Here is a 17893-nt window from a genome sequence, read left to right on the forward strand (position 1 = left end):
GCTGTTGCTGTGATTGCCCCCCCGCTTTGATGGAACGGTGAAGGTGGCCGAGCGAGCCCGCGCTATACCGAGAGGCTTGGCTGTCGTATCCTTGGCCAGAAGGAGGCGGCCAGCACGCAAGCCGGTACGCGGTGATCAACGGTGGTCGGCCGGTAGCGTCGGGATACTGGTAGCCAGAGATCTCGATCCTATCTGCGACGCGTGAAAGGAGCGGGCCGGCCGATCGACGTGCTACCCGCCGATCCGTCCTGCGGCTCAGCATGACGATGTTCGGAACAGCGGCTCATCACCCGAAAGAGCGACACCGACTCTGCCGCCTTGGCGGCAGAGTCGCGAGTACCAGGGCTTGGACCTGTTCGAAGCCCTGCAGGGCGCATTTCGATAGACGTCCGGTCGGCACTGGCGGCGGCGAAGTCCGGGCCGGTGGATGCCATCCACGGCCGGCGGCTCGGTGAGAATTTTGGGGTGAGTCGAGGCAGAGCCGATGGAGCGGACTACTCGTCGGTGAACGCGAGCCGGGTGCGGAGGCGGTTGAAGTGGCTGTACGGGATGGTCTTGTCGTGCTGAAGGCGGCCGACGACGATGCCGGGATGGACACCGGCTTCCTTCGCTAGAGCGACGGCCTGCGCTTGAGAACGGACAGTGGTCAGGCGGCTGTCGAACGATCGAGGTAGCAGGACCCGGCCGGCGAAGTCGTCTGCTTCGAGTTCCATGGCGTTGTCGGTGTCGGGGCGTTCGATGCCGTCAACGATGGTGAACCTTCTGCGGTCATGCAGAAGGACGTGTGCTGCCTCGTGGAAGAACGTGAACCAGAAGATGTCCGCCCAGCGGTGCCGGACGCTGAGCTGGATGAGTGGTCGTTCGCTGGGAAGCCAGCGAACGGCGCCGTTGATGCGGGCGCCGACGATTTCGCGTTCGACGACGAGTGCGACGCCGGCGTCAGCGCACAGGGATTCGAGTTGCGCCAGCCAGATCTGGGGGTCCTCGATGTTGGTGAGGGCGCGTATGCGGGGGAGGTGGTCACGGAACCGGCTGCGGTCGAATGGTGGTAGGTCGGCTCGGTCGGCCCGGATCTCGCCGATGCGCAGCCACGCGGCGAGCGCGCCGTAGTCGACGTCGAAGGCGCGGGACTGCCGATAGGCGGTCGGTACCGCCCAGACCTGGTGCCACGCGTCCGGTGAGGCGACCTTGAAGAAGGCAAGGACCTCGCGCAGCCGTTCGACCGGCGACGTGTCGCTGCGGACGAAGCCTCTGCGGATGAGTTCCGCGACCGGGAGCTGGTTCAGCCAGTCGACGTGCGCCTGCAGTCGGGTAGTTTCCTCCAGCCGGGTCTGCGCCACCTGGTAGGCCGCCTCCAGCCCGGTCCACACCTGCGCGGCCACGCCGGTGACCAGTTCAAGCCTCACGGCCGTCTCGGCGCTCAGCGTCGCCGTGCCGAGCACGATCTGGTTGATGTGCTTGGTGGACAACCCGGTCCGCCGCGCCAGGTCGGCCTGGCTCATGCCGCGTTCGGTGAGGACCTCGACCAGCGTCTCGCCGGGCGGGACCGCGTAGTCGGGCCGGAACCGCCGGGTGTTACCGGTGTTTGTCATCGGCGAGTCCTTCCCGCTGGTTGATCGCTGACGGAGAGCACACGCACGGTGCCAGCGCCGTCGGACGTCCGGTCGTCGAGGGCGAACCGGATGACCGCCACGTTGCCAACGTTGATCATCCACGTGTCGTCCGTCGCGTCGCGGCGCAGGCCGCCCGGAAGTGCGCGCAGCGCCTCGACGGTCGGAGCGGCCTCGATCTGCAAGAGCCTGCGGCCGACCGCCATCCCGCCCGCCGCCCCCCAGCGCGCCGTCAGCATGGCTGCCCGGCTGCACAACTCGGCGGTCTCGTTGTCGCCGAACCAGATGTCCATCACCCTGGACTCTAGCGTTCCATGCACGTATCACCTCTACGCGACTGTTTCGTAGACCTATCCGGTACATGAAACGGTCTGTGCGTGAAGTATCGTGAGAGCAAGGTCGACAACAGGCTCGGCCCGAGACGGAGGCACGCAGGTGGCGGAGCGGGTACGGCCAGTGAGCGGCGATCGGTTCCAGATCCTGTCGCTGGACGGGGGCGGGCTGCGGGGGATGTTCTCGGCCGCGGTCCTGGCGGGTCTCGAGGAAGACCTCGACATCCGCATCGTCGACCACTTCGACCTGATCGCCGGAACGTCGACGGGCGGGATCATCGCGCTTGGCCTGGGGTTGGGCCTTACCCCGCGGGAGATCCTGCAGTTCTACACCGACCACGGCTCGCGGATCTTCCGCGACCGCAGCCGGCTGCGCGGCGTGCGGCACCTGCTGCGCGCCAAGTACGCCGCCGAGCCGCTGCGCACCGCGCTGACCGAGGTCCTCGGCGAGCGCACCTTCGGGCAGAGCACCAAGCGGCTGCTGATCACCTCGTACAACATCGGCGCGGACGACGTCTACCTGTTCCGCACCCCGCACCTGCCGACACTGAAGCGGGACTGGCGTGAGCGTGCGGTCGACGTCGCCATGGCCACCGCCGCCGCGCCGACCTACCTGCCCGGCATGCCGCTGGGCGGTGCGCGGCTCGTCGACGGCGGTATCTGGGCGAACAACCCAGCGATGGTCGCGCTGACCGAAGCGGTCGGCCCGCTCGGCGTGCCGCTGGAGCAGATCCGGGTGTTCAGCCTCGGCACCACGACTGACCGGCGGCACCGCAGCCGCCGCCTCGACCGGGGCGGCCTGTTCCCCTGGGCGCGCGACGCGGTCGAAGTCCTCATGCGCGCCCAGAGCGAGAGCGCCGCCAAGCAGGTCCGCCACTTCCTGGGCAAGGACAACGTCCTGCGGCTCAACCCGACCGTGCCGACCGGCGCGCTTGCCCTGGACAAGGTCGACGCCGACGCCCTGATCGGCCTCGCTGGGCACCACAGCCGCGACGCATCACCGGCCTTCACCCGCTGCTTCGCCGACCACACCGCGCCGGCGTACGTCCCGCACTACCCGGCCCGGAAGGACTGACCCGTGCACACCGTGGAACAGATGGACACCATGGAGGAGATGCTGTCGATGCTGCTCGACGGCGCCGTCGAAACCCTCGACATCTCCCCGCACCTGTACCAGCTCGCCGTCGACAAGTACGAGGAGGTCGGCAGCTGGCTGGCCGAGCACGGAACCCCGGACTGGCGCATCTACCCGCAGGGCTCGTTCCGGCTCGGCACCGTCGTGCGGCCGAACACCCCGACCGGGGAGTACGACATCGACCTGGTGTGCTGGCTGCCGATCGCCAAGGAGTCCACCACCCAGGCCGAACTCAAAGAGCGCGTCGGGCGCATGCTGCACGCCTTCGTGCGGTTCAAGCACCGCCAAGGCCACGGTGACGGCCCCGCCAGCTGCGTGTCCACCCGCCGCTGCTGGACCCTGAGCTACCCCGACGACGGCTTCCACCTCGACGTCCTGCCCACCATCCCGGACGCCGATCTGCCGCCCACCGGCATCCTGCTCACCGACAAGCAACTGCGGCTGTGGCAGCACTCCAACCCGATCGGCTACGCCACCTGGTTCCAGCAGCAGTCGCAGCTCGATCGCCGCCTCGTCGAGGCGAAGCGGCACGCGAACGTCGCCGACGTGCCCGACTGGCAGGTGCGCAGCACCCTGCAGCGGGCCGTGCAGATCCTCAAGTGGCACGCCATGCTGTACTTCGCCGACGACACCGACCACCGGCCCCCGTCGATCCTCATCACCACCCTCGCCGCCCGCGCCTACCTCGGCGAGTCCGACCTCTTCAGCGCCACCCGCGCCGTGATGGACCGGATGAACGCGTACGTCGAGAACCGCCACGGCCAGTTCTGGGTGCCCAACCCGGCGCACGAGGACGAGAACTTCGCCGACAAGTGGAACGAGTATCCGGAGCGGCGCAAGGCCTTCCTCCGCTGGCACAACGACCTCGCTGTGCTGCTCGAAGAGCTCGTGCATCTGCAGCACAAGGGACTCCCGGCCCTCGCCGCCCGGATGTCGGAAAGCTTCACCGCCGACGCCGTGCAACGCTCCTTCCAGCGGCTCGCCGAGCGCCGGACCATCGAGGTGAAGACCGGCAAGTTGCACATGGCCACCGGCGGCCTGCTCACCACGACCGCGTCCGGACCGCGCGTCCCACGACACACATTCCATGGTCAGCATCCCCACCCGCGCGGTTAACCTCACCAGGCAGCTCGTCGTGATCACCACCGTGCTGCCTGACGCCGAAGGCGCCGTCCGCGGCGGCGAGCTCACCTGCACCGTCCGGCTTGAGCCGTCGCCGGCCAGCCGGACCTACACCGTGCGTCTGACCTACCGGCACGGACTCCGTCCCAAGGTCACCGTCATCGACCCTCCCGTGCTGGAGTTGCACCCAGAGGCGGAGGCGCTCCCGCACGTCTACCCCGGCGACGAGCTGTGCTTGTACTACCCGGGTGAGTGGAAACACCACATGCTCCTGGCGACGACGATCCTGCCCTGGACCACCGAATGGCTCTTGCACTACGAGCTGTGGCTCATCATCGGGTATTGGGCGGGCGGCGGCGATACTCACGCGACCGAAGGGGCAGTGCACTACCGACCGAACCGTGGCGCCTGACCATCGACGTGTGGACAGGCCCGCCGGGCTCGGGAGGCGCAACCATAAACCGCCTACGGATCAGGGGGTTAGGGGTTCAGGTCCCTTCAGGCGCACAAGATCAGGAGGCGTCTGGCCTGCGAAAACGCGGTCAGGCGATTTTGTTGATCGTCCCAATTCGACGGTGGGTGTCGCTCGAGCGATCTCACCATCAAAGGGGCCAGGCTCACTCGGTCGTGCCGGCAGCCAGCCCGGTAGCCGGATCAATATCCCGTGTTATGTCACCCCGGCACCGTCCTCGTCAGCACGAGTAGCAGACCCGTCCAGAAAAGCTTCGATGGCATCTATCGGCGTTCCGACAGGAGCGGTAGCGATCTTCGTGACCGCCAGTTCACGTTCAGGGCGTGCCACAACTCGCTCGGTGAAGACATCCTCTTCGAGTTCGACGTATCCCGCCGACCGCAGGCGCCTGAAAAAGTTGAGGGTCATGATCGCCCTGACAGCGACGTTCGTGATGAGGAGGACTCCCGCCTGGAAGCGGGCGTCGATGTCGTGGCCGTGGACGCGACCCTCGGTCGCGTCGTCGGCGTGCGCGAGGTCGCCGTGGAGCCAGGCGTACGCCAACTCCTTGTCCGTGACGAACTCGTTCATCGCCTCGGTGAGTAGGCCAGCTTTTGACCCGTAGCCGAGGGTGCCCCGGTCTGCAAGGTCCAGCAGCCGCCAGCCTGCGCGGATCGTCTGATGCTGCTGCTGAAGGTCGCCAGGCGCGCCCTGAAGAAAGAACTCAAGGCCGTTCAAGACGGGATCGCGGTTGAGAAGGAAGGGTCGGCATCGGGCCGCGAGAGAATCAAGCGCTTCCTTGTCGGGCAGATCCCAGCTCACGACTGCCTTGCCCGACGGCGCTTCGACGCGCAGCGTAGTTGTGCCCCGGGCCCACCCCAGGAGCCGCTCCTTGTTCGAGGCGAGTGAGTGGGCCTCCACCCGTCGGGCACGTAACGTAGGCCGCCGCAGTACCGCCAGATGACGTGCGGCGACCTCCGTTGCCCCGCTGATGGAGCCGCCTGAAGTGGCTGATTCGGCCACGTTCTACTCCTCAATCGCGATCCGAGGGGGTCTTTGCGGCGGTCAAGATGCCACCGGTGGCTGCGGCGGTAGGTGTCCAGCGGCGCGGAGCGCCCTGTCGAGTCCCGGGTAGCTGTAGTAGCTGTCCGGTTCCTCGCGCGACTGAACCTTGCTGAGGAACTCGACGAAGGCGCCAGCTCCGACTGGGCCGAGGTGTGTCGTGCCATGAGACAGTTGAACGGCGAACTCCGGCATCTCGGTGGCGTGCAAGCATTCCCCGTTGCCGTACCACTCCTCCAATGCCGCCCTGAGTGCCTCGACGCTGAGGAAAGGGGCATGCTGTACGAGGATCCTGCCGGCTCGCTCTCCCGTCCGGTAGCTGCCCGCCTCCTTGAGCAGTGCGACGACCGTGGGAACAAAGTACGGGTCCGGACTTGTCTCGACGACTGACATCCGGTGGAACGCCGACAAGGCGTTAAAGCGGCTCTCCAGATCCGGTAGCCGTTCACGGACGTGCAGACTGCGGACCAGAGCGAGGCTGGCGGTGACGTCGACCGGAAGTGGTTCCCAGGTGGCTGGGGCCGGGGTTACCAGCAATTCCCGGAGCCGCTCGGTGAGCGACTCGTCCACGAGGCTCCAGAAGTAGTCCTCGTCGCCGAGCCGAGCCAGCGCCCGAAGCTGCGGCCCGCCGCCGAGCATATGAAACTTGTCATGCTGTTCCGCGACCGCTTCGCGCACCAGTGCGCGGTCCCGTCCCGCGAATGCCCGGAGTGCCGCAGCCATCCGGTCGGCGTGTTCGGCCGCCGGGAGTTGCCCGCTGGGGTCGAGTTCGAGTATGGCGTGCTTGGCGGCGAACCTGACCAGGGTCCGCCGGGTCGCGACCCGGACCCGGTCGAAGAACGTCGTCTGGATGTGCGGCAGCGTCGGCACGAACAACGGGTCGCAGATGTACGCGGTGAACGCCTCCAGGACCTTCCCGCCCTGAATCGGCGGGTGGGTCAGCAACGTCGTCAGGGCCACCGCGAGGTGCCCCCGGGCGACCTCCGGTCGCGGTTCGTACACGTCCCCATTACCGCGCAGCGACGGATGCACGCACAGGTTACGGTCCTCACGGATCCGCTCCAACTCGCGCACACCGATCGCGTCGATTAGCTCCAACCCGGCGGCCTTGTCCAGCAGCGCCGTCTCGATGGCCTGCATCGCACGCACGCCGTCTCTGGTCAGGCCCTTGTCCCGGGCCCTGGCGACCTCGTCGCGGAACGGGACGGCCGCGTTGTCACCATCGTCGGCGAGTCGAGTGAGTTTGGTGATGATGTCCGCAGTGACAGCGGTCCACGTCGCCGCGATGCTGGCCCGGATCGCGCCGGAGTTATAGCAGCGCCACGCCTCCTCGACCAACGGCCGGCTACTCGGACTCCACACCTGCGACACAAGGTCTTCCAACTGCGCCACCCGCACTGCTCCTCCGCCCGCGCGCCCGACGACTTACGGCCGGGCGACCGAGGATCGGAGCCTACGGCGCACACACACGTTCCCGCACCACCGATACCAGAACGGCCTGGGTCCGAGGAACGCCTACGGTCAGCCGGATCCGTGTGCCCCACCGGCCCGACGACGGTTCGACGCCCGACACCCGGCCGCTCCCCGCAGCCCGAGACGGCTTTCACCGCGGCCGGCATCCACCTGCTGACCGCTCCTGCGCGGCGACGGCAGGCTCCTGCGCTGCGTCCCGGCTCCGGCCCATCTGACGCCGGATCTCCTCGTCGGGTTTGCCGGCGTCGAGGACGAGGCGTGCGGTAGCCTCGGCCGCTGCACGCTGCGACTCCGGCAGGACGCTGGTGTAGAGGTCGGCGGTCAGCACGATAGTGGCGTACCCAAGTTGGTCCTGGACCGGCGCACTGCGAGCGGCGGTGTGGTGATCGTGGTTGCTCGGCGGGTGCTTGTACGCCGGGGAACTGACACGGACGTACCGCTACGGACGCGGACCCGACAGGAAACGCGAGGTGTGCCTGCATATCGATGAGAGGGCGAGCTTCCCGTGTGCAGGGCGTGGACCTAGGGGAACGCGGCTGGACGTGGGTGGATCGGAGGGGTTGCGGTCGGACGAGTTTGGGGCAGAGTGGTCTTTGTAGAACCCCGCTCTCTTGCCGTCGGACTAGTTGAGTCGGCCTGGAGCGCGGTGCCAGCGTTGCCGTTGGTCCGTTTCTCCAGGCCGCTCGCCGAACCCGCCGTGCGCGTCTCCGCGCAACGGGCTCTCCACGGTTGCTGTCGTCAGGCGTTGTCGGGTGCGGGCCAGGGGTTGGGGATCGGGCGTTGCCGGTAGCGGGTCACGGAGATTGCCGCGATCGGCTGGTGCGCGGTCCCGTCCGCGGTGATGGGCAGCCACCTGCCGGTCGCCGTGGTGAACTGCTTGCGGACGGCCTTCCAGTTCCAGCGGTGCCGGTGCATGAGCATCGTGATCAGCCGTTGCCAGGTGAACCTGTCCAGGGTGTGGAAGGTGTGCTTGGCGACGGCGTGCCGGAAGTAGTTGGCCCAGCCGTGGCTGACCTGGTTGAGCCTGGTCAGCACGGATTTCAGGTCCTGCTGTGATGTCCTGCGGGTCAGTGCTCGGATCCTCGCTTTCAACGACCGGATCGGCCGGGCGGCGATGAACGTGTACACATGCCACCGGTTCGAGCCTCGCTTGCGCTGCCACTGGATGTGGAAGCCGAGGAAGTCGAACCCGTCGCCCAGGTGCACGATCCGCGTCTTGGCCGGCGGCAGGCGCAGACCCAGCGGAGCGAGCACAGCGGCGATGTCCTCGCGCAACGCGGCCGTGTGGTCCTCGGTCCCGTGGACCAGGACCACGAAGTCGTCGGCGTAACGGACCAGCCGCCACGTCGGCAACCCCCGGCTGCGCCGGTAGTTACGGCGTCCGCTGGTCGACATTGTCCCGCCAGGCTTCCACGGCGCCGTCAGATGCTCGTCGAGCACCGACAACGCGATGTTGGCCAGCAACGGAGACAGGATGCCGCCCTGCGGCGTGCCGGTATGGGTGTCCCGCCGGTCACCGAGTTCGGTGAGGATCCCGGCTTTGAGGAACGCCTTCACCAGCGCCAGCACGCGTTTGTCGGTCACCCTGGCTCGGACGCGGTTCATCAACGCGGTGTGGTCGATGGAGTCGAAGCACGCTTCGATGTCCGCGTCGAGCACCCACCGGTACCCGTTGGTGCCGAACAGGTGGATGTCGGCGACTGCGTCCTGGGCCCGCCGTTTGGGCCGGAACCCGTAGGAGACCGGCTCGAAACCGGCCTCGAAGATCGGTTCCAGCACCAGCTTCAACGCCGCCTGCACGACTCGGTCCGCGACAGTCGGGATACCGAGCTTGCGGACCTTGCCCGACCCGCCGGGTTTCGGGATCTTGCGTTCCCGCACCGGCAGCGGCCGGAACGTGCCCGCCTTCAACTGGGCACGCAGGCCGGTCAGGAATCCGGGGACGCCCACGTACTGCTCGACGTCATCGACGGTCAGGCCGTCGACGCCGGGAGTGCGGGCTCCCCGGTTACCGGCGACCCGGTCGAACGCCATCACCAGCGTCGCCGGGTCGTGCACGAGGTTGAACAGGTCATCAAACCGGCGGCCGGGATCGGCCGCCGCCCAACGATGAAGTTTGGTCTGCATCTCCGCTACCCGATCAACCGGACTGGAGCCCGGTCGGGCGTCGCCGTTCGGCGGCGCGTCTTGCGGCATTACAGCATCCATCCCTTCGCGTAACCGCTGCCGCCCTTCCCCATGTGCCGGGCTCTCCCCGGCTCGGAGTACTACGGCGGCTCCGCCCCACCCGACCCGTTCGACGGTCGGTGCGCCTATCCCGGACCGGCCCGCTGGAAGCGGACGGCTCGGGAGTCACGGCCGGGTGGCTCCCGTGTTCACTGCTGTTCGTTCGTCGAAGGAGGAGCCCGGCTTTGCCCCTGACGGCCTTGCTACGAGTACACCGCAGAGTTCCCCGCAGCCTCCCGGACCGGCGATCCAATCCAGCCCAGAAACTCCCCGGGTGCTCGATGCACTCGGGAAACACCGTCGTCCGGCCCTGATCCACCAGGTTCGAGCCGGTAACCCATTAAGGGACGTAATGACGCCGGTTCCTCGCGTACTCCTCTTCGTCTCGCTCGCCGGACCCGCACCATCTGGCAGTGCTGGCACGCCCCGGCTTTGTCAGGGCTGCTTCCCACCCGAACCGGCACCACCCGGACCAGGCTGCCCTCAGCTACGCCCACCTGCTGCGACAGGCAGACGGCGGCGGTCTTCCACCTCCACTCGAACAACAGCGCCTCACGGCGCACCGGACCGGAAGGTTAGGGGTTCGAGTCCCTTCGGGCGCACTTCACGATCAAGGCCGTGGCCAGCGGAAACGCTGGTCGCGGCCTTGATCGCTTCTGCGGGTTGGGACGGATCTTCCCAGGATTTGGAATCTGGTGCTCCGATGGTGCTCCGTTGTCGGTGTGCTGTTCCGGCGGGGTTCGTGCCGGGGCATGCTGACCGGTGCGTTTGCGTGTCGGCTGGTCTGGATCATGGTCGGGGCGCCGGTACTTCAGGGTCAGCCATCGTCCGCTGTGGTCGGTCATGTGGATCTTGTTTCCCGAGGTGGATGTCGGGTCGGTCGGTCGCCGTTGACCTGGGCTGGCGCAGGGTGGCGCGCAGGGGTCGGGATGTCATCCAGGCGACCATCGGCGGTGAAAGTCGCGTGGTCCACGCATCTGATTTCGGCTCTTGCGACCGCCGCTGCGCGGGCCCGGGTCAGCCTCGGAGCGTCAGCATGCGGTGTTGACTGTCTGCGCATCACGATTCCGACGCAGCCAGCCGACCATGTCGTAGATCTTTCCGAGTGGTTGTTGCGCGCGAAGGACCCGAAGATCGAAGACTGGGCGCGGTACGTGCGCGACTACTTCTACTCACCAACGGGGTTCTGCCGGCCATCACGTCGTCGTCCGATGTGTGCCAGGATTCTGCCGTGGTAGCGATCGAGGTCGTCCTGGGTGACATCACGCGGGAGGACGTGGACGCCATTGTCACGGCCGCGAACGAGTCGCTTCTGGGCGGTGGTGGTGTCGACGGGGCGATCCACCGCGCTGCCGGGCCTCGCCTGGCCCGGGCGGGTGGTGCGATCGGCCCGTGCGAGCCGGGCGAGGCGATGCCGACCCCGGCGTTCGACCTCGACCCACCGGTGCGGCACATCATCCACACGGTCGGACCGGTCTGGGAAGGCGGCGGCCACGGTGAGGACGATGTCCTGGCCTCCTGCTACCGCAGGAGCCTGCAGGTCGCCGATGAGCTCGACGCCCGAACCGTGGCGTTTCCCGCGATCGCGACCGGCGTGTACGGCTTTCCTGCCGAGCGGGCGGCGCAGATCGCCATAGCAACGATCAGGTCCGTGTCGACGAACGTTCAACAGGTACGACTCGTCGCATTCGACGAAGGCACCCGGGATCAGCTACAGGCCGCGCTGGCAGCCACCGGCTGACCTTGAGACGGGTGCATTGCGCAGTTCCTCAAGCAGGCTGGGCAGGTGCGGGTGGGGTTCAGTCGGTTCCTCCTCCGCCGCCGCTGGTGTCGAAGGTCGCCGCGTCGCCATACGCGGTGTTCTCCGCGATGGCAGCGGAGTGGCGGTCGGGGACGCCTCGGCCCCGTTGGAAGACGTCGCGATCAGGGCGCGGCGAGTCGCGGCGTATCGATCGCATGGCGGCCCGCGCGGCTGCCGCCTTCTCCGCTGCGCTCTGTGGCCGCCGACGTCTGCGCTTGAAGATCAGGACCGCGATGCCCGTCGCAAGCACCGTGCAAGCGAGCAAGAGGTGCCACTGCATGGCATCACGGTAGAAGAGGCGCGCATCTGGACGGGAAGCGCGCTCATGCCGTGAATCGTGCGAATCGGCGGCCCGCCGTGACGATCCCGCACCGACTACCACCGCTCTCACCGTGCGTTCGCGGGCTGGTCGACATAGCCGAACCGGGCGTGGCCTGGATGTGGTAGCCCCAGTGCCTTAGCACCTGGACGATCTTTGTGGCGCCGACCGGGTTGGCGGAGTGGACGTGTGCGACGCCGATGTCGAGTGGGTGTCCTTCGAACGCTGCGCGTTCCAGCAGTTCCACGACCGGCCAGATCGTGTTGTCCCCGCCGAGGTCGTGGTCCAGCCATAGCTCGTCGAGCCGTCGGCCCCGGTACTGGTCGAGGAGTTGGACCCCGGCCACACTGGTGCGGGCTACTTCCGTCTTGCAGCCGTCCACGAAGGACCGGAGATCATCGGCCAGGTTGACCCTGACCTCGCTGGCATCCACCTCCGGGATGAATGCCTGAAGCCGTCCTGCTCCGGCACCCGGATCTGCTGCGGACCGTCGAGTCGCCGTGGTCCTACCGGGTGTACTCGGCGTGTAGTTCGGCGTAGGGGCGGCGGTGGTCGGGGTGGCGTCGGATCCTGCCCATGCTGATCTCGGCGCAGCAGTGCGTCTCAGGGGCGTGGGCGCGGTGTGCCGGGCACTCCTCGGCCAGGGCGCGGACCTCGTCGGCTTGCCGCTCGAACGCCTTGCGGCTGCCGGTGAGCACCAGCGTCTCGGCGGCGACGTCCCACCGCAGGTGGTCACGGAACTCCCGGTGCCAGGTCTTGAGGTGGTCGCCGGCAGGCCGTGCCGGCCAGGCTCGGCCGGGTAGCACGACGGTGTGCGGTCTGCCGGTGCCGAGCCGGGAGCGGACCTGTTTCCAGCGTGACGGCGGGAACGCGAGCCGGTGGTGCAGCAGCACCAGGTCGAGCGGGCGGCCCCAGGCATGGTCGGTCGGCAGCTCCGCGCGACGCAGCGGGAGGTAGATGATCGTTCGTGGCGACCGGGCGGCCAGGCCCCATGCCAGGGCGAGCATCACCGCGGTCTCCTTGTCGAGGCAGAACTGCGCGCCGAGGCGGCCCTCGTAGAGACCGGCGAACCTCGGCGGCCTGACGGGCCGCAGCACCCGGTACCGGTGGTGTCCGAGCTGCACCGTGCTGATCGTCACCGGCCACCTGCGCCCGCCCAACCGTTGCGTCACTCCAGCTGTATCCTCTCGACCTGCCGTCGGTCCGCCTGTCTGTGCGGGCATTGTCGCCGTAGTCCGCGCGGCGTGGCGAGGGATTTCCGGATGGTGCGGGCACGGTCGTCTGGCCCCGAGGCACCCACACTCGGCGCGTCATGAGCGGCTCCGATACGCGTCGCGGGCGATGCCCGGCGAATCACCGCCCCGGTCTTCTTCAAGCGTGTGAGGGCTGGAGCGTGTCGGAGATGAGGCGGAGTTGTTCCGGCGTCAGTTCGTCTCCGTGCCGGCGGTAGGCATGCGTTCCGAGGCTGACGAGGACGTCGTCGATGTTCTCCCATCGGCTTGGCGTCCAGGGGTCACCTCGACCCTCGTCGAGTTCCGTAAGGATGCGATCAAGCGGCAGAAGAAGATGAAAAGTGAGGGTTCCTGATGTCGACGCCGAAGGTGCCTGCGAAGGTGACCGCAGGATTGCGTCGTCATCTCGCCGACTATGAGGCCGAGCTGCTGGCCGGGGGCTATACCGACCGGGTGTAGGAGGCCCGCCGGGATCACGCTCTCGACTTCGTGTTGTTCCTGGAGGGGCGGTTCTCTCCGGCGACGGAAAAGGGGAAGCAGCGGCGGATGTGACCGCCGAATGGTGGGGCCGGTTGCCTTCGGATAACCGGCTCTTGGCGTTGTCAAGCCCTCTGGTAGGGATCCTCAAGATCGTCTATCCTTGAGCTAGTTGATCTTGATTGGCAGGGTCAGCACAAAAGGAGGAACACTATGCACATCTACAGTCTCGCCCCCGGCAAGGACCACATCAACCAGGCCATCCGAGACGTGCTCGGGCTCGACGACACCCACACCCAAGGGCACTGGGTCATCGCCGCCGACGACGAAAACCGCGCGGTGGGCCTACTCAGAGAGCGGGGCTTCACAGACATCACAGAGCGCGACATCATCCCCGATCGAAGTGTGAACGACCTGCGGTCAGCGGCGCTGCTCGACCGGGAAACCGTGCTCGTGCAGCGCCTACACGGGTGGGACGGTGACGCGGTGGCCATCGTGTTCCGGGACGGCACGCCGCACCGGCTGGGCTGGATGCGTCTCGGAAGGTTCGTGCCCGACACGGACGGCTGAGTCGCTGGTGGGGAAGCCCGTCGCCGTGGTGGTGGCGGGCTTCTCTGTGTAGCCGCCTACGCTGTCAGCGCCCATGGCGTGACGAAGCCGCCCCCGAGGTGATGGGGCGGCTTCGTCGTCCGCTACAGCCGGCCACAACGCCGCAAGTCAGCAAGCCGGCTCGAACGCCCTGCCGTACAGCGGCCCATCCGAGTACCGCAGGGTTGCCTCCATTTGGACGCACACGTTCGCGATCTATAGAGGCGCTACTACGAGCAGCGCCACGGCGTGCCGGCGGTGAGTGGGTTCGGCAACGTTGGCCGCTAGCCTGGAGGGAAACCGGCCGGCACGGCCGGTGAGACTGTTGGCATGCCGACCCGTCCGCGCTCCCACCGGTGCTGCGCCCGGCCACTGCGCCGGGCGAGGATCGCATCGAGGTGTTCGAGACTCCGGTCACCCCCACCCGGGCCGGCTGGGGGTAGGCCCCGGCCCAGGTGGTCGCGCAGACCGCCGGCGGGGTGTGCGAGCCGTACGCGTTGTACGCGGTGGCGAGGTAGCAGTAGGTGCGCCCCCAGTCCACGGTCAGGTCCATCTCCCAGTACCCGGCCGGGTTGCTCCAGGTGCTGTGCGGGGTGGGCCAGTCGGTCCACGGCCCGTTCGGTGTGGGGCCGCGCCACACGCTGACCTGGGTGGCGTCCTGGGTACCCACCCGTACGTCGACCTCCATCCGGGGGGTCGGGTAGTCGGGGGCCCGGACCAGGAAGTGGTCGATCACCGGTGCGCCGCCCTGGGTGACCGTGCGGCAGGGCAGCGCGGTGTCGGCCCCCGCGCCGGCGTTGATCGCGGTGACGCAGACCGTGTGGTCGCCCCGGGCCGCCGGCACCAGCAGGTCGAAGCCGTGGCCGCCGCCGTAGGCGGGGTAGTTGGCGGCCACGTCGGTGCGGGTCGTCGAGGCGACCAGCGCGGTGTGCAGCCGGCCGTTCACCCGCACCGACACGGTCAGCGGCGAGGCGGTGTCCGGGTCGATGACCCAGCCGCGTACCCGCAGGCCGGACGGCCCGGGGGAGAGCTCGTCGAACGAGCCGAACGGGTCGCAGTGTTCGACGAGGCCGCGACCCCGGTCCGCGACACCACTCCCTCCGACGCAGACCGCATCCTCCAGTCAACCGCTGCACAGATCCAGAGCGCCACGGTCGACATCCGGTCCGCAGCGTTGCTGCTGGCCGCCCGCACCGCCCGAACCGAAAGCCAGCGCGAGCTAGTCCGACGCCAAGCCTTCACCTTGCTCGTGCAGCAACCCACGGCGGCGCCCTTCGTGGTTGAAACGCTTCACGCCCTTCGACCCGAGAACCTCGGTGAACTCGTCCCGTTACTGGCCACACACCCCGAATGGGCCATCCGCGCGCTCGGGGCCCAAGCATGGGTCCACGACACCGGCATCGATGACGACCTTGGGCCCGCACTCGCCCAGGATTCCGACGCCCGCGTCCGCCGTGCCCTGGCACGAGAACTCGCCGGGCAGCCTGTGACTTCGCGAACCGGGCCGGTGCGCGACATCCTCGTCGGCGACGTCCGTTACGGCGTCCGTCGCCTCCTTACCGGCGGAACAGCAGCGAGCTAGTGATGGACATCTGGTTCGGCGACGACGAGACCGCCGAGTTGTGCAGCCGGGGCGCGAGGCTGGCGGCACGCTGGGGTGCTGCGGGTGGAAGAGCGGTCGGCCGCAAGCTTGTGCAGATCGAGGCCGCCCCGACCCCCGGAGGCGCTGCGGGCGCTTCCGGGTGGCCTGCGCCGCGACGCCACGGATGAGACCTGGACCTACCGACGTCGACGGTGTAGCATCATCCGTTTCGAGTTCGACGACCGGACGACGCCCTACACGCCGTCTTCGCCACCGGTGACGCCCTGGTCAAGGCGTCTTTTGCCTCCTGCAGCCGAGAGCACGGTGCCGCTCGATCCCGCAAGCGAGTGACTACTTGGCTGCGGGATCGGTTCAGGCTGTAACTCCTCTACTGTGACATGTTGGCCGACTGGCCGGTTGATCCATCGTTCGCCTTGGCCGGGCCGCCGGTGTGTTGGCTTGTCGTCCTGCGACGTCCATAAGACGATGTCGATCAACTGAAGGTCGGGTAGGTTGTGGAGTTCGGGAACGGTCGGTGTCACGGCATCCCGCAGGGCCACGATTTCGGCGCGGTGGATGCGAATCCAGATCGCCAGGGCCCGAACGACCTTGTCGATGCGTTCGAAGCGGTCGAGGCCGTGCTGGCGCGCCTTGTTCGAGAAGCCCTCGCGGTTGAAGCCGAACACTTCCGCGGCGTGTCCGTCGAGCACTGGGACTGCGTGGGGTCGGTACAGGGCGGCCATCTTGGTTGTCTTGGGTCCCCAGACACCGTGGTACCCGAAGTAGCACAGGTTGACGACCGTGGCTATGCCGTCGTCGTCCATGGTGTGCAGGTCGGTGTCCTCCGGCACGGCGGCGAGTCGGGCTGCGAAGTCGCGTCGGCGGTCCCGGGAGAATCCGGCCACGTCTTCGATGTCCACTCGGCCGGCGAGCGCATTGGCGTAGAGCAGCGACCAGGTGGTGACCTGATCGAACAGCCCGGAGGCACGAGTGCTGCGAGCGGCGAGATGGTAGGTGACCCATCCGCTGCGCGGCTCGGTGCAGAAGGCGAGCACTCGTCGGGCCGCATCTGTCACGGGCACCGGAGCCAGTACGTCACCGTCGAATCCTGCCGCTGCCGGGTCGATGACCATCTCGGGAAGGTCAGTATTCACAGCGACACCGTACGGGCTGGCCGCCTAAGGATCGGTGGTCGGTCAGTACCCTCGCGGTCGTGGTGAATGTTGCACCGGTTGAGGATGCGCTGGGTGTTTTCGCGGCGCGGCTGGTCACCCCGGTGGATCTGATCACCATCCACCGCGACAACATGGACGAGGCGAGGCGAAACTCCCGGTATCGGAGCATGAGGTACGGGGCGTTCCTTCTGACGTACGGACCGTTCGAGATGTTCTTCAACCAGGTGATCGGCGCGCACGGCGGCCCCCGGCAGAACACGCCGGCGACGATGGAACGGATACGGCAGCGGTTCGGCCAGCACCTCGGCGTCCCGGATGTCACCGGTCAGTGGTGGGCCCGGGTCCGCGCGCAGCCCGAGCCGGGTCGCGGTGGGCGCTGGCTCTGGAGGGCGCGTTCGTCGCGGTGTCGCAGGCCCACGACGCAGGCCTCTGACCGTTTGCTGATCCGGGCCGGCGCTGCGAGACTGGCGGCGATGGCCACGGGTCCCTTCACCCGCCGCACGCCGGGCGTCCCCCTCCCTGGTTCCGGGTTCTGCGAAGGGATGATCGTCATGTCCGATCCTGAGTTCGCGTCGCGTGCCGAAGAGATGCGCGAGGAAGCACTCACCGATCACTACGCCAGTCACCACGGTCACACCGGTGACCGCGGCGGTGCGGCCCACCGGTACGACGAGGGCCTCGGATTCGAGCCGACCGAGACCGAGGACTGGCTCGCCCGCGCCGAAGCCGGGCACACCGGGCACGGCCTGTCCAAGCACGTCGGGCGCGGTGACGACGAGATGGCGGCGTTCGGCACCTACGACAAGCCGGCCGGGGCGTCGACCTTCCTCACCCCCGCTGACCAGGCCGGAGTCCACGATGAGGTGCTGGACCGGCGTGCCACCGAGGTGGAGGACTGGCTGTCCGACGACACCGCCCCGGAGCGGATGCGCTTCGACGCCGACCTCGACCGGGACACCGGGCTGTGGGCCCGCTCCGACCTCGGCGAACCGGCGGCGGTGTCGGGGGCGGCGGTGGTGCTGGCTAAATGCGGTGACGGCCCGCACGGCTACACCGACCTCACCTCGTTCCCGGTGCCCGCCGACACGGTCAGCGACAAGGGCGCCTGGGAGATCCCGATGTCCATGGTCGACCCGGCCGAACTGGGCGAGGACGAGGTGCAGGACTGGGTGGGCGAGACCTTCGAGGACGGCCCGGACGCCGGGCAGGCACCCGACGGCGACCGGGGCGGGTGGGGCTGACCTGCGGCTGCGCCATCGGTGCGCCATGTTCCTGATCCTCTAGCCGGAGGGGGACGACTCACCGGAG

The 17893-nt window shown here is 68.0% G+C and carries 18 protein-coding genes; 7 read left to right on the forward strand and 11 right to left on the reverse strand.

Annotated features, from left to right (window positions below; genetic code table 11):
- Window positions 1–494 precede the first annotated feature (494 nt).
- Together O7628_RS13500 and O7628_RS13505 are read right to left on the reverse strand one after the other, a co-directional pair.
- Window positions 495–1592, reverse strand: a complete 1098-nt coding sequence (locus O7628_RS13500; protein ID WP_278130762.1) for a HigA family addiction module antitoxin — start codon at window positions 1590–1592, stop codon at window positions 495–497.
- A complete protein-coding gene (locus tag O7628_RS13505) occupies window positions 1589–1903 on the reverse strand; it encodes a hypothetical protein (RefSeq protein WP_278130763.1) in 315 nt (104 codons plus the stop codon). The genes O7628_RS13500 and O7628_RS13505 overlap by 4 nt, the downstream gene beginning before the upstream one ends.
- A gap of 163 nt (window positions 1904–2066) precedes the next feature.
- On the opposite strand from O7628_RS13505, the gene O7628_RS13510 reads away from it, so the two are divergent.
- The 3 genes from O7628_RS13510 to O7628_RS13520 are packed head-to-tail and all read left to right on the forward strand — an operon-like array spanning window position 2067 to window position 4611.
- Window positions 2067–3017: a CBASS cGAMP-activated phospholipase gene (locus O7628_RS13510; RefSeq protein WP_278130765.1), complete on the forward strand. Its 951-nt coding sequence runs from the start codon at window positions 2067–2069 to the stop codon at window positions 3015–3017.
- 3 nt (window positions 3018–3020) lie between these two features.
- Window positions 3021–4193, forward strand: coding sequence for a nucleotidyltransferase (locus tag O7628_RS13515; protein WP_278130766.1), 1173 nt, complete (start codon window positions 3021–3023; stop codon window positions 4191–4193).
- Window positions 4165–4611 carry a hypothetical protein gene (locus O7628_RS13520; RefSeq protein ID WP_278130767.1) on the forward strand — a complete coding sequence of 149 codons (447 nt, stop codon included), beginning with the start codon at window positions 4165–4167 and terminating at the stop codon, window positions 4609–4611. The genes O7628_RS13515 and O7628_RS13520 overlap by 29 nt, the downstream gene beginning before the upstream one ends.
- Window positions 4612–4866: 255 nt before the next feature.
- Here O7628_RS13520 and O7628_RS13525 read toward each other — a convergent pair whose 3' ends face one another.
- From O7628_RS13525 to ltrA, 4 genes are all read right to left on the reverse strand, one after another.
- Entirely contained in the window at window positions 4867–5673 is an 807-nt protein-coding gene (locus O7628_RS13525) for a hypothetical protein (RefSeq protein ID WP_278130768.1), read from the reverse strand.
- Window positions 5674–5715: 42 nt separating this feature from the next.
- Window positions 5716–7104, reverse strand: coding sequence for a hypothetical protein (locus O7628_RS13530; protein WP_278130769.1), 1389 nt, complete (start codon window positions 7102–7104; stop codon window positions 5716–5718).
- A 211-nt stretch (window positions 7105–7315) separates the two neighbouring features.
- A complete protein-coding gene (locus tag O7628_RS13535) occupies window positions 7316–7513 on the reverse strand; it encodes a hypothetical protein (RefSeq protein ID WP_347405159.1) in 198 nt (65 codons plus the stop codon).
- Between the two features lie 410 nt (window positions 7514–7923).
- Window positions 7924–9312, reverse strand: coding sequence for a group II intron reverse transcriptase/maturase (ltrA, locus tag O7628_RS13540; RefSeq protein WP_278130770.1), 1389 nt, complete (start codon window positions 9310–9312; stop codon window positions 7924–7926).
- Between the two features lie 1330 nt (window positions 9313–10642).
- Here ltrA and O7628_RS13545 point away from each other — a divergent pair.
- Complete coding sequence (locus O7628_RS13545; protein ID WP_278130772.1) at window positions 10643–11152, forward strand: O-acetyl-ADP-ribose deacetylase; 510 nt, start codon at window positions 10643–10645, stop codon at window positions 11150–11152.
- A gap of 58 nt (window positions 11153–11210) precedes the next feature.
- Here the strand turns inward: O7628_RS13545 and O7628_RS13550 are convergent, their stop codons facing one another.
- The 3 genes from O7628_RS13550 to O7628_RS13560 all read right to left on the reverse strand — a co-directional run bounded on the left by O7628_RS13550 (window position 11211) and on the right by O7628_RS13560 (window position 12670).
- Complete coding sequence (locus tag O7628_RS13550) at window positions 11211–11492, reverse strand: hypothetical protein (RefSeq protein ID WP_278130775.1); 282 nt, start codon at window positions 11490–11492, stop codon at window positions 11211–11213.
- A 43-nt stretch (window positions 11493–11535) separates the two neighbouring features.
- The gene (locus O7628_RS13555; protein WP_278130777.1) at window positions 11536–11964 is read right to left on the reverse strand and encodes a cyclic-phosphate processing receiver domain-containing protein; all 429 of its coding nucleotides are present in this window, start codon (window positions 11962–11964) and stop codon (window positions 11536–11538) included.
- 73 nt (window positions 11965–12037) lie between these two features.
- Complete coding sequence (locus O7628_RS13560) at window positions 12038–12670, reverse strand: hypothetical protein (RefSeq protein ID WP_278130778.1); 633 nt, start codon at window positions 12668–12670, stop codon at window positions 12038–12040.
- A gap of 783 nt (window positions 12671–13453) precedes the next feature.
- Here O7628_RS13560 and O7628_RS13565 point away from each other — a divergent pair.
- On the forward strand, window positions 13454–13810 hold the full coding sequence (locus O7628_RS13565; protein WP_278130780.1) for a hypothetical protein: 357 nt from the start codon (window positions 13454–13456) through the stop codon (window positions 13808–13810).
- A gap of 64 nt (window positions 13811–13874) precedes the next feature.
- Here O7628_RS13565 and O7628_RS13570 read toward each other — a convergent pair whose 3' ends face one another.
- Window positions 13875–14774, reverse strand: coding sequence for a hypothetical protein (locus tag O7628_RS13570; RefSeq protein ID WP_278130783.1), 900 nt, complete (start codon window positions 14772–14774; stop codon window positions 13875–13877).
- Window positions 14775–14885: 111 nt separating this feature from the next.
- Here O7628_RS13570 and O7628_RS13575 point away from each other — a divergent pair, with 111 nt between their 5' ends.
- On the forward strand, window positions 14886–15410 hold the full coding sequence (locus tag O7628_RS13575; RefSeq protein ID WP_278130785.1) for a hypothetical protein: 525 nt from the start codon (window positions 14886–14888) through the stop codon (window positions 15408–15410).
- Between the two features lie 254 nt (window positions 15411–15664).
- Here O7628_RS13575 and O7628_RS13580 read toward each other — a convergent pair whose 3' ends face one another.
- The gene (locus O7628_RS13580) at window positions 15665–16564 is read right to left on the reverse strand and encodes a DUF6308 family protein (RefSeq protein ID WP_278130787.1); all 900 of its coding nucleotides are present in this window, start codon (window positions 16562–16564) and stop codon (window positions 15665–15667) included.
- Window positions 16565–17136: 572 nt separating this feature from the next.
- Here O7628_RS13580 and O7628_RS13585 point away from each other — a divergent pair.
- Window positions 17137–17826 carry an RNase A-like domain-containing protein gene (locus O7628_RS13585; protein WP_278130789.1) on the forward strand — a complete coding sequence of 230 codons (690 nt, stop codon included), beginning with the start codon at window positions 17137–17139 and terminating at the stop codon, window positions 17824–17826.
- The last annotated feature ends 67 nt before the right edge of the window (window positions 17827–17893 follow it).

Source organism: Micromonospora sp. WMMD956, assembly GCF_029626125.1.
Lineage (GTDB): Bacteria > Actinomycetota > Actinomycetes > Mycobacteriales > Micromonosporaceae > Micromonospora > Micromonospora carbonacea.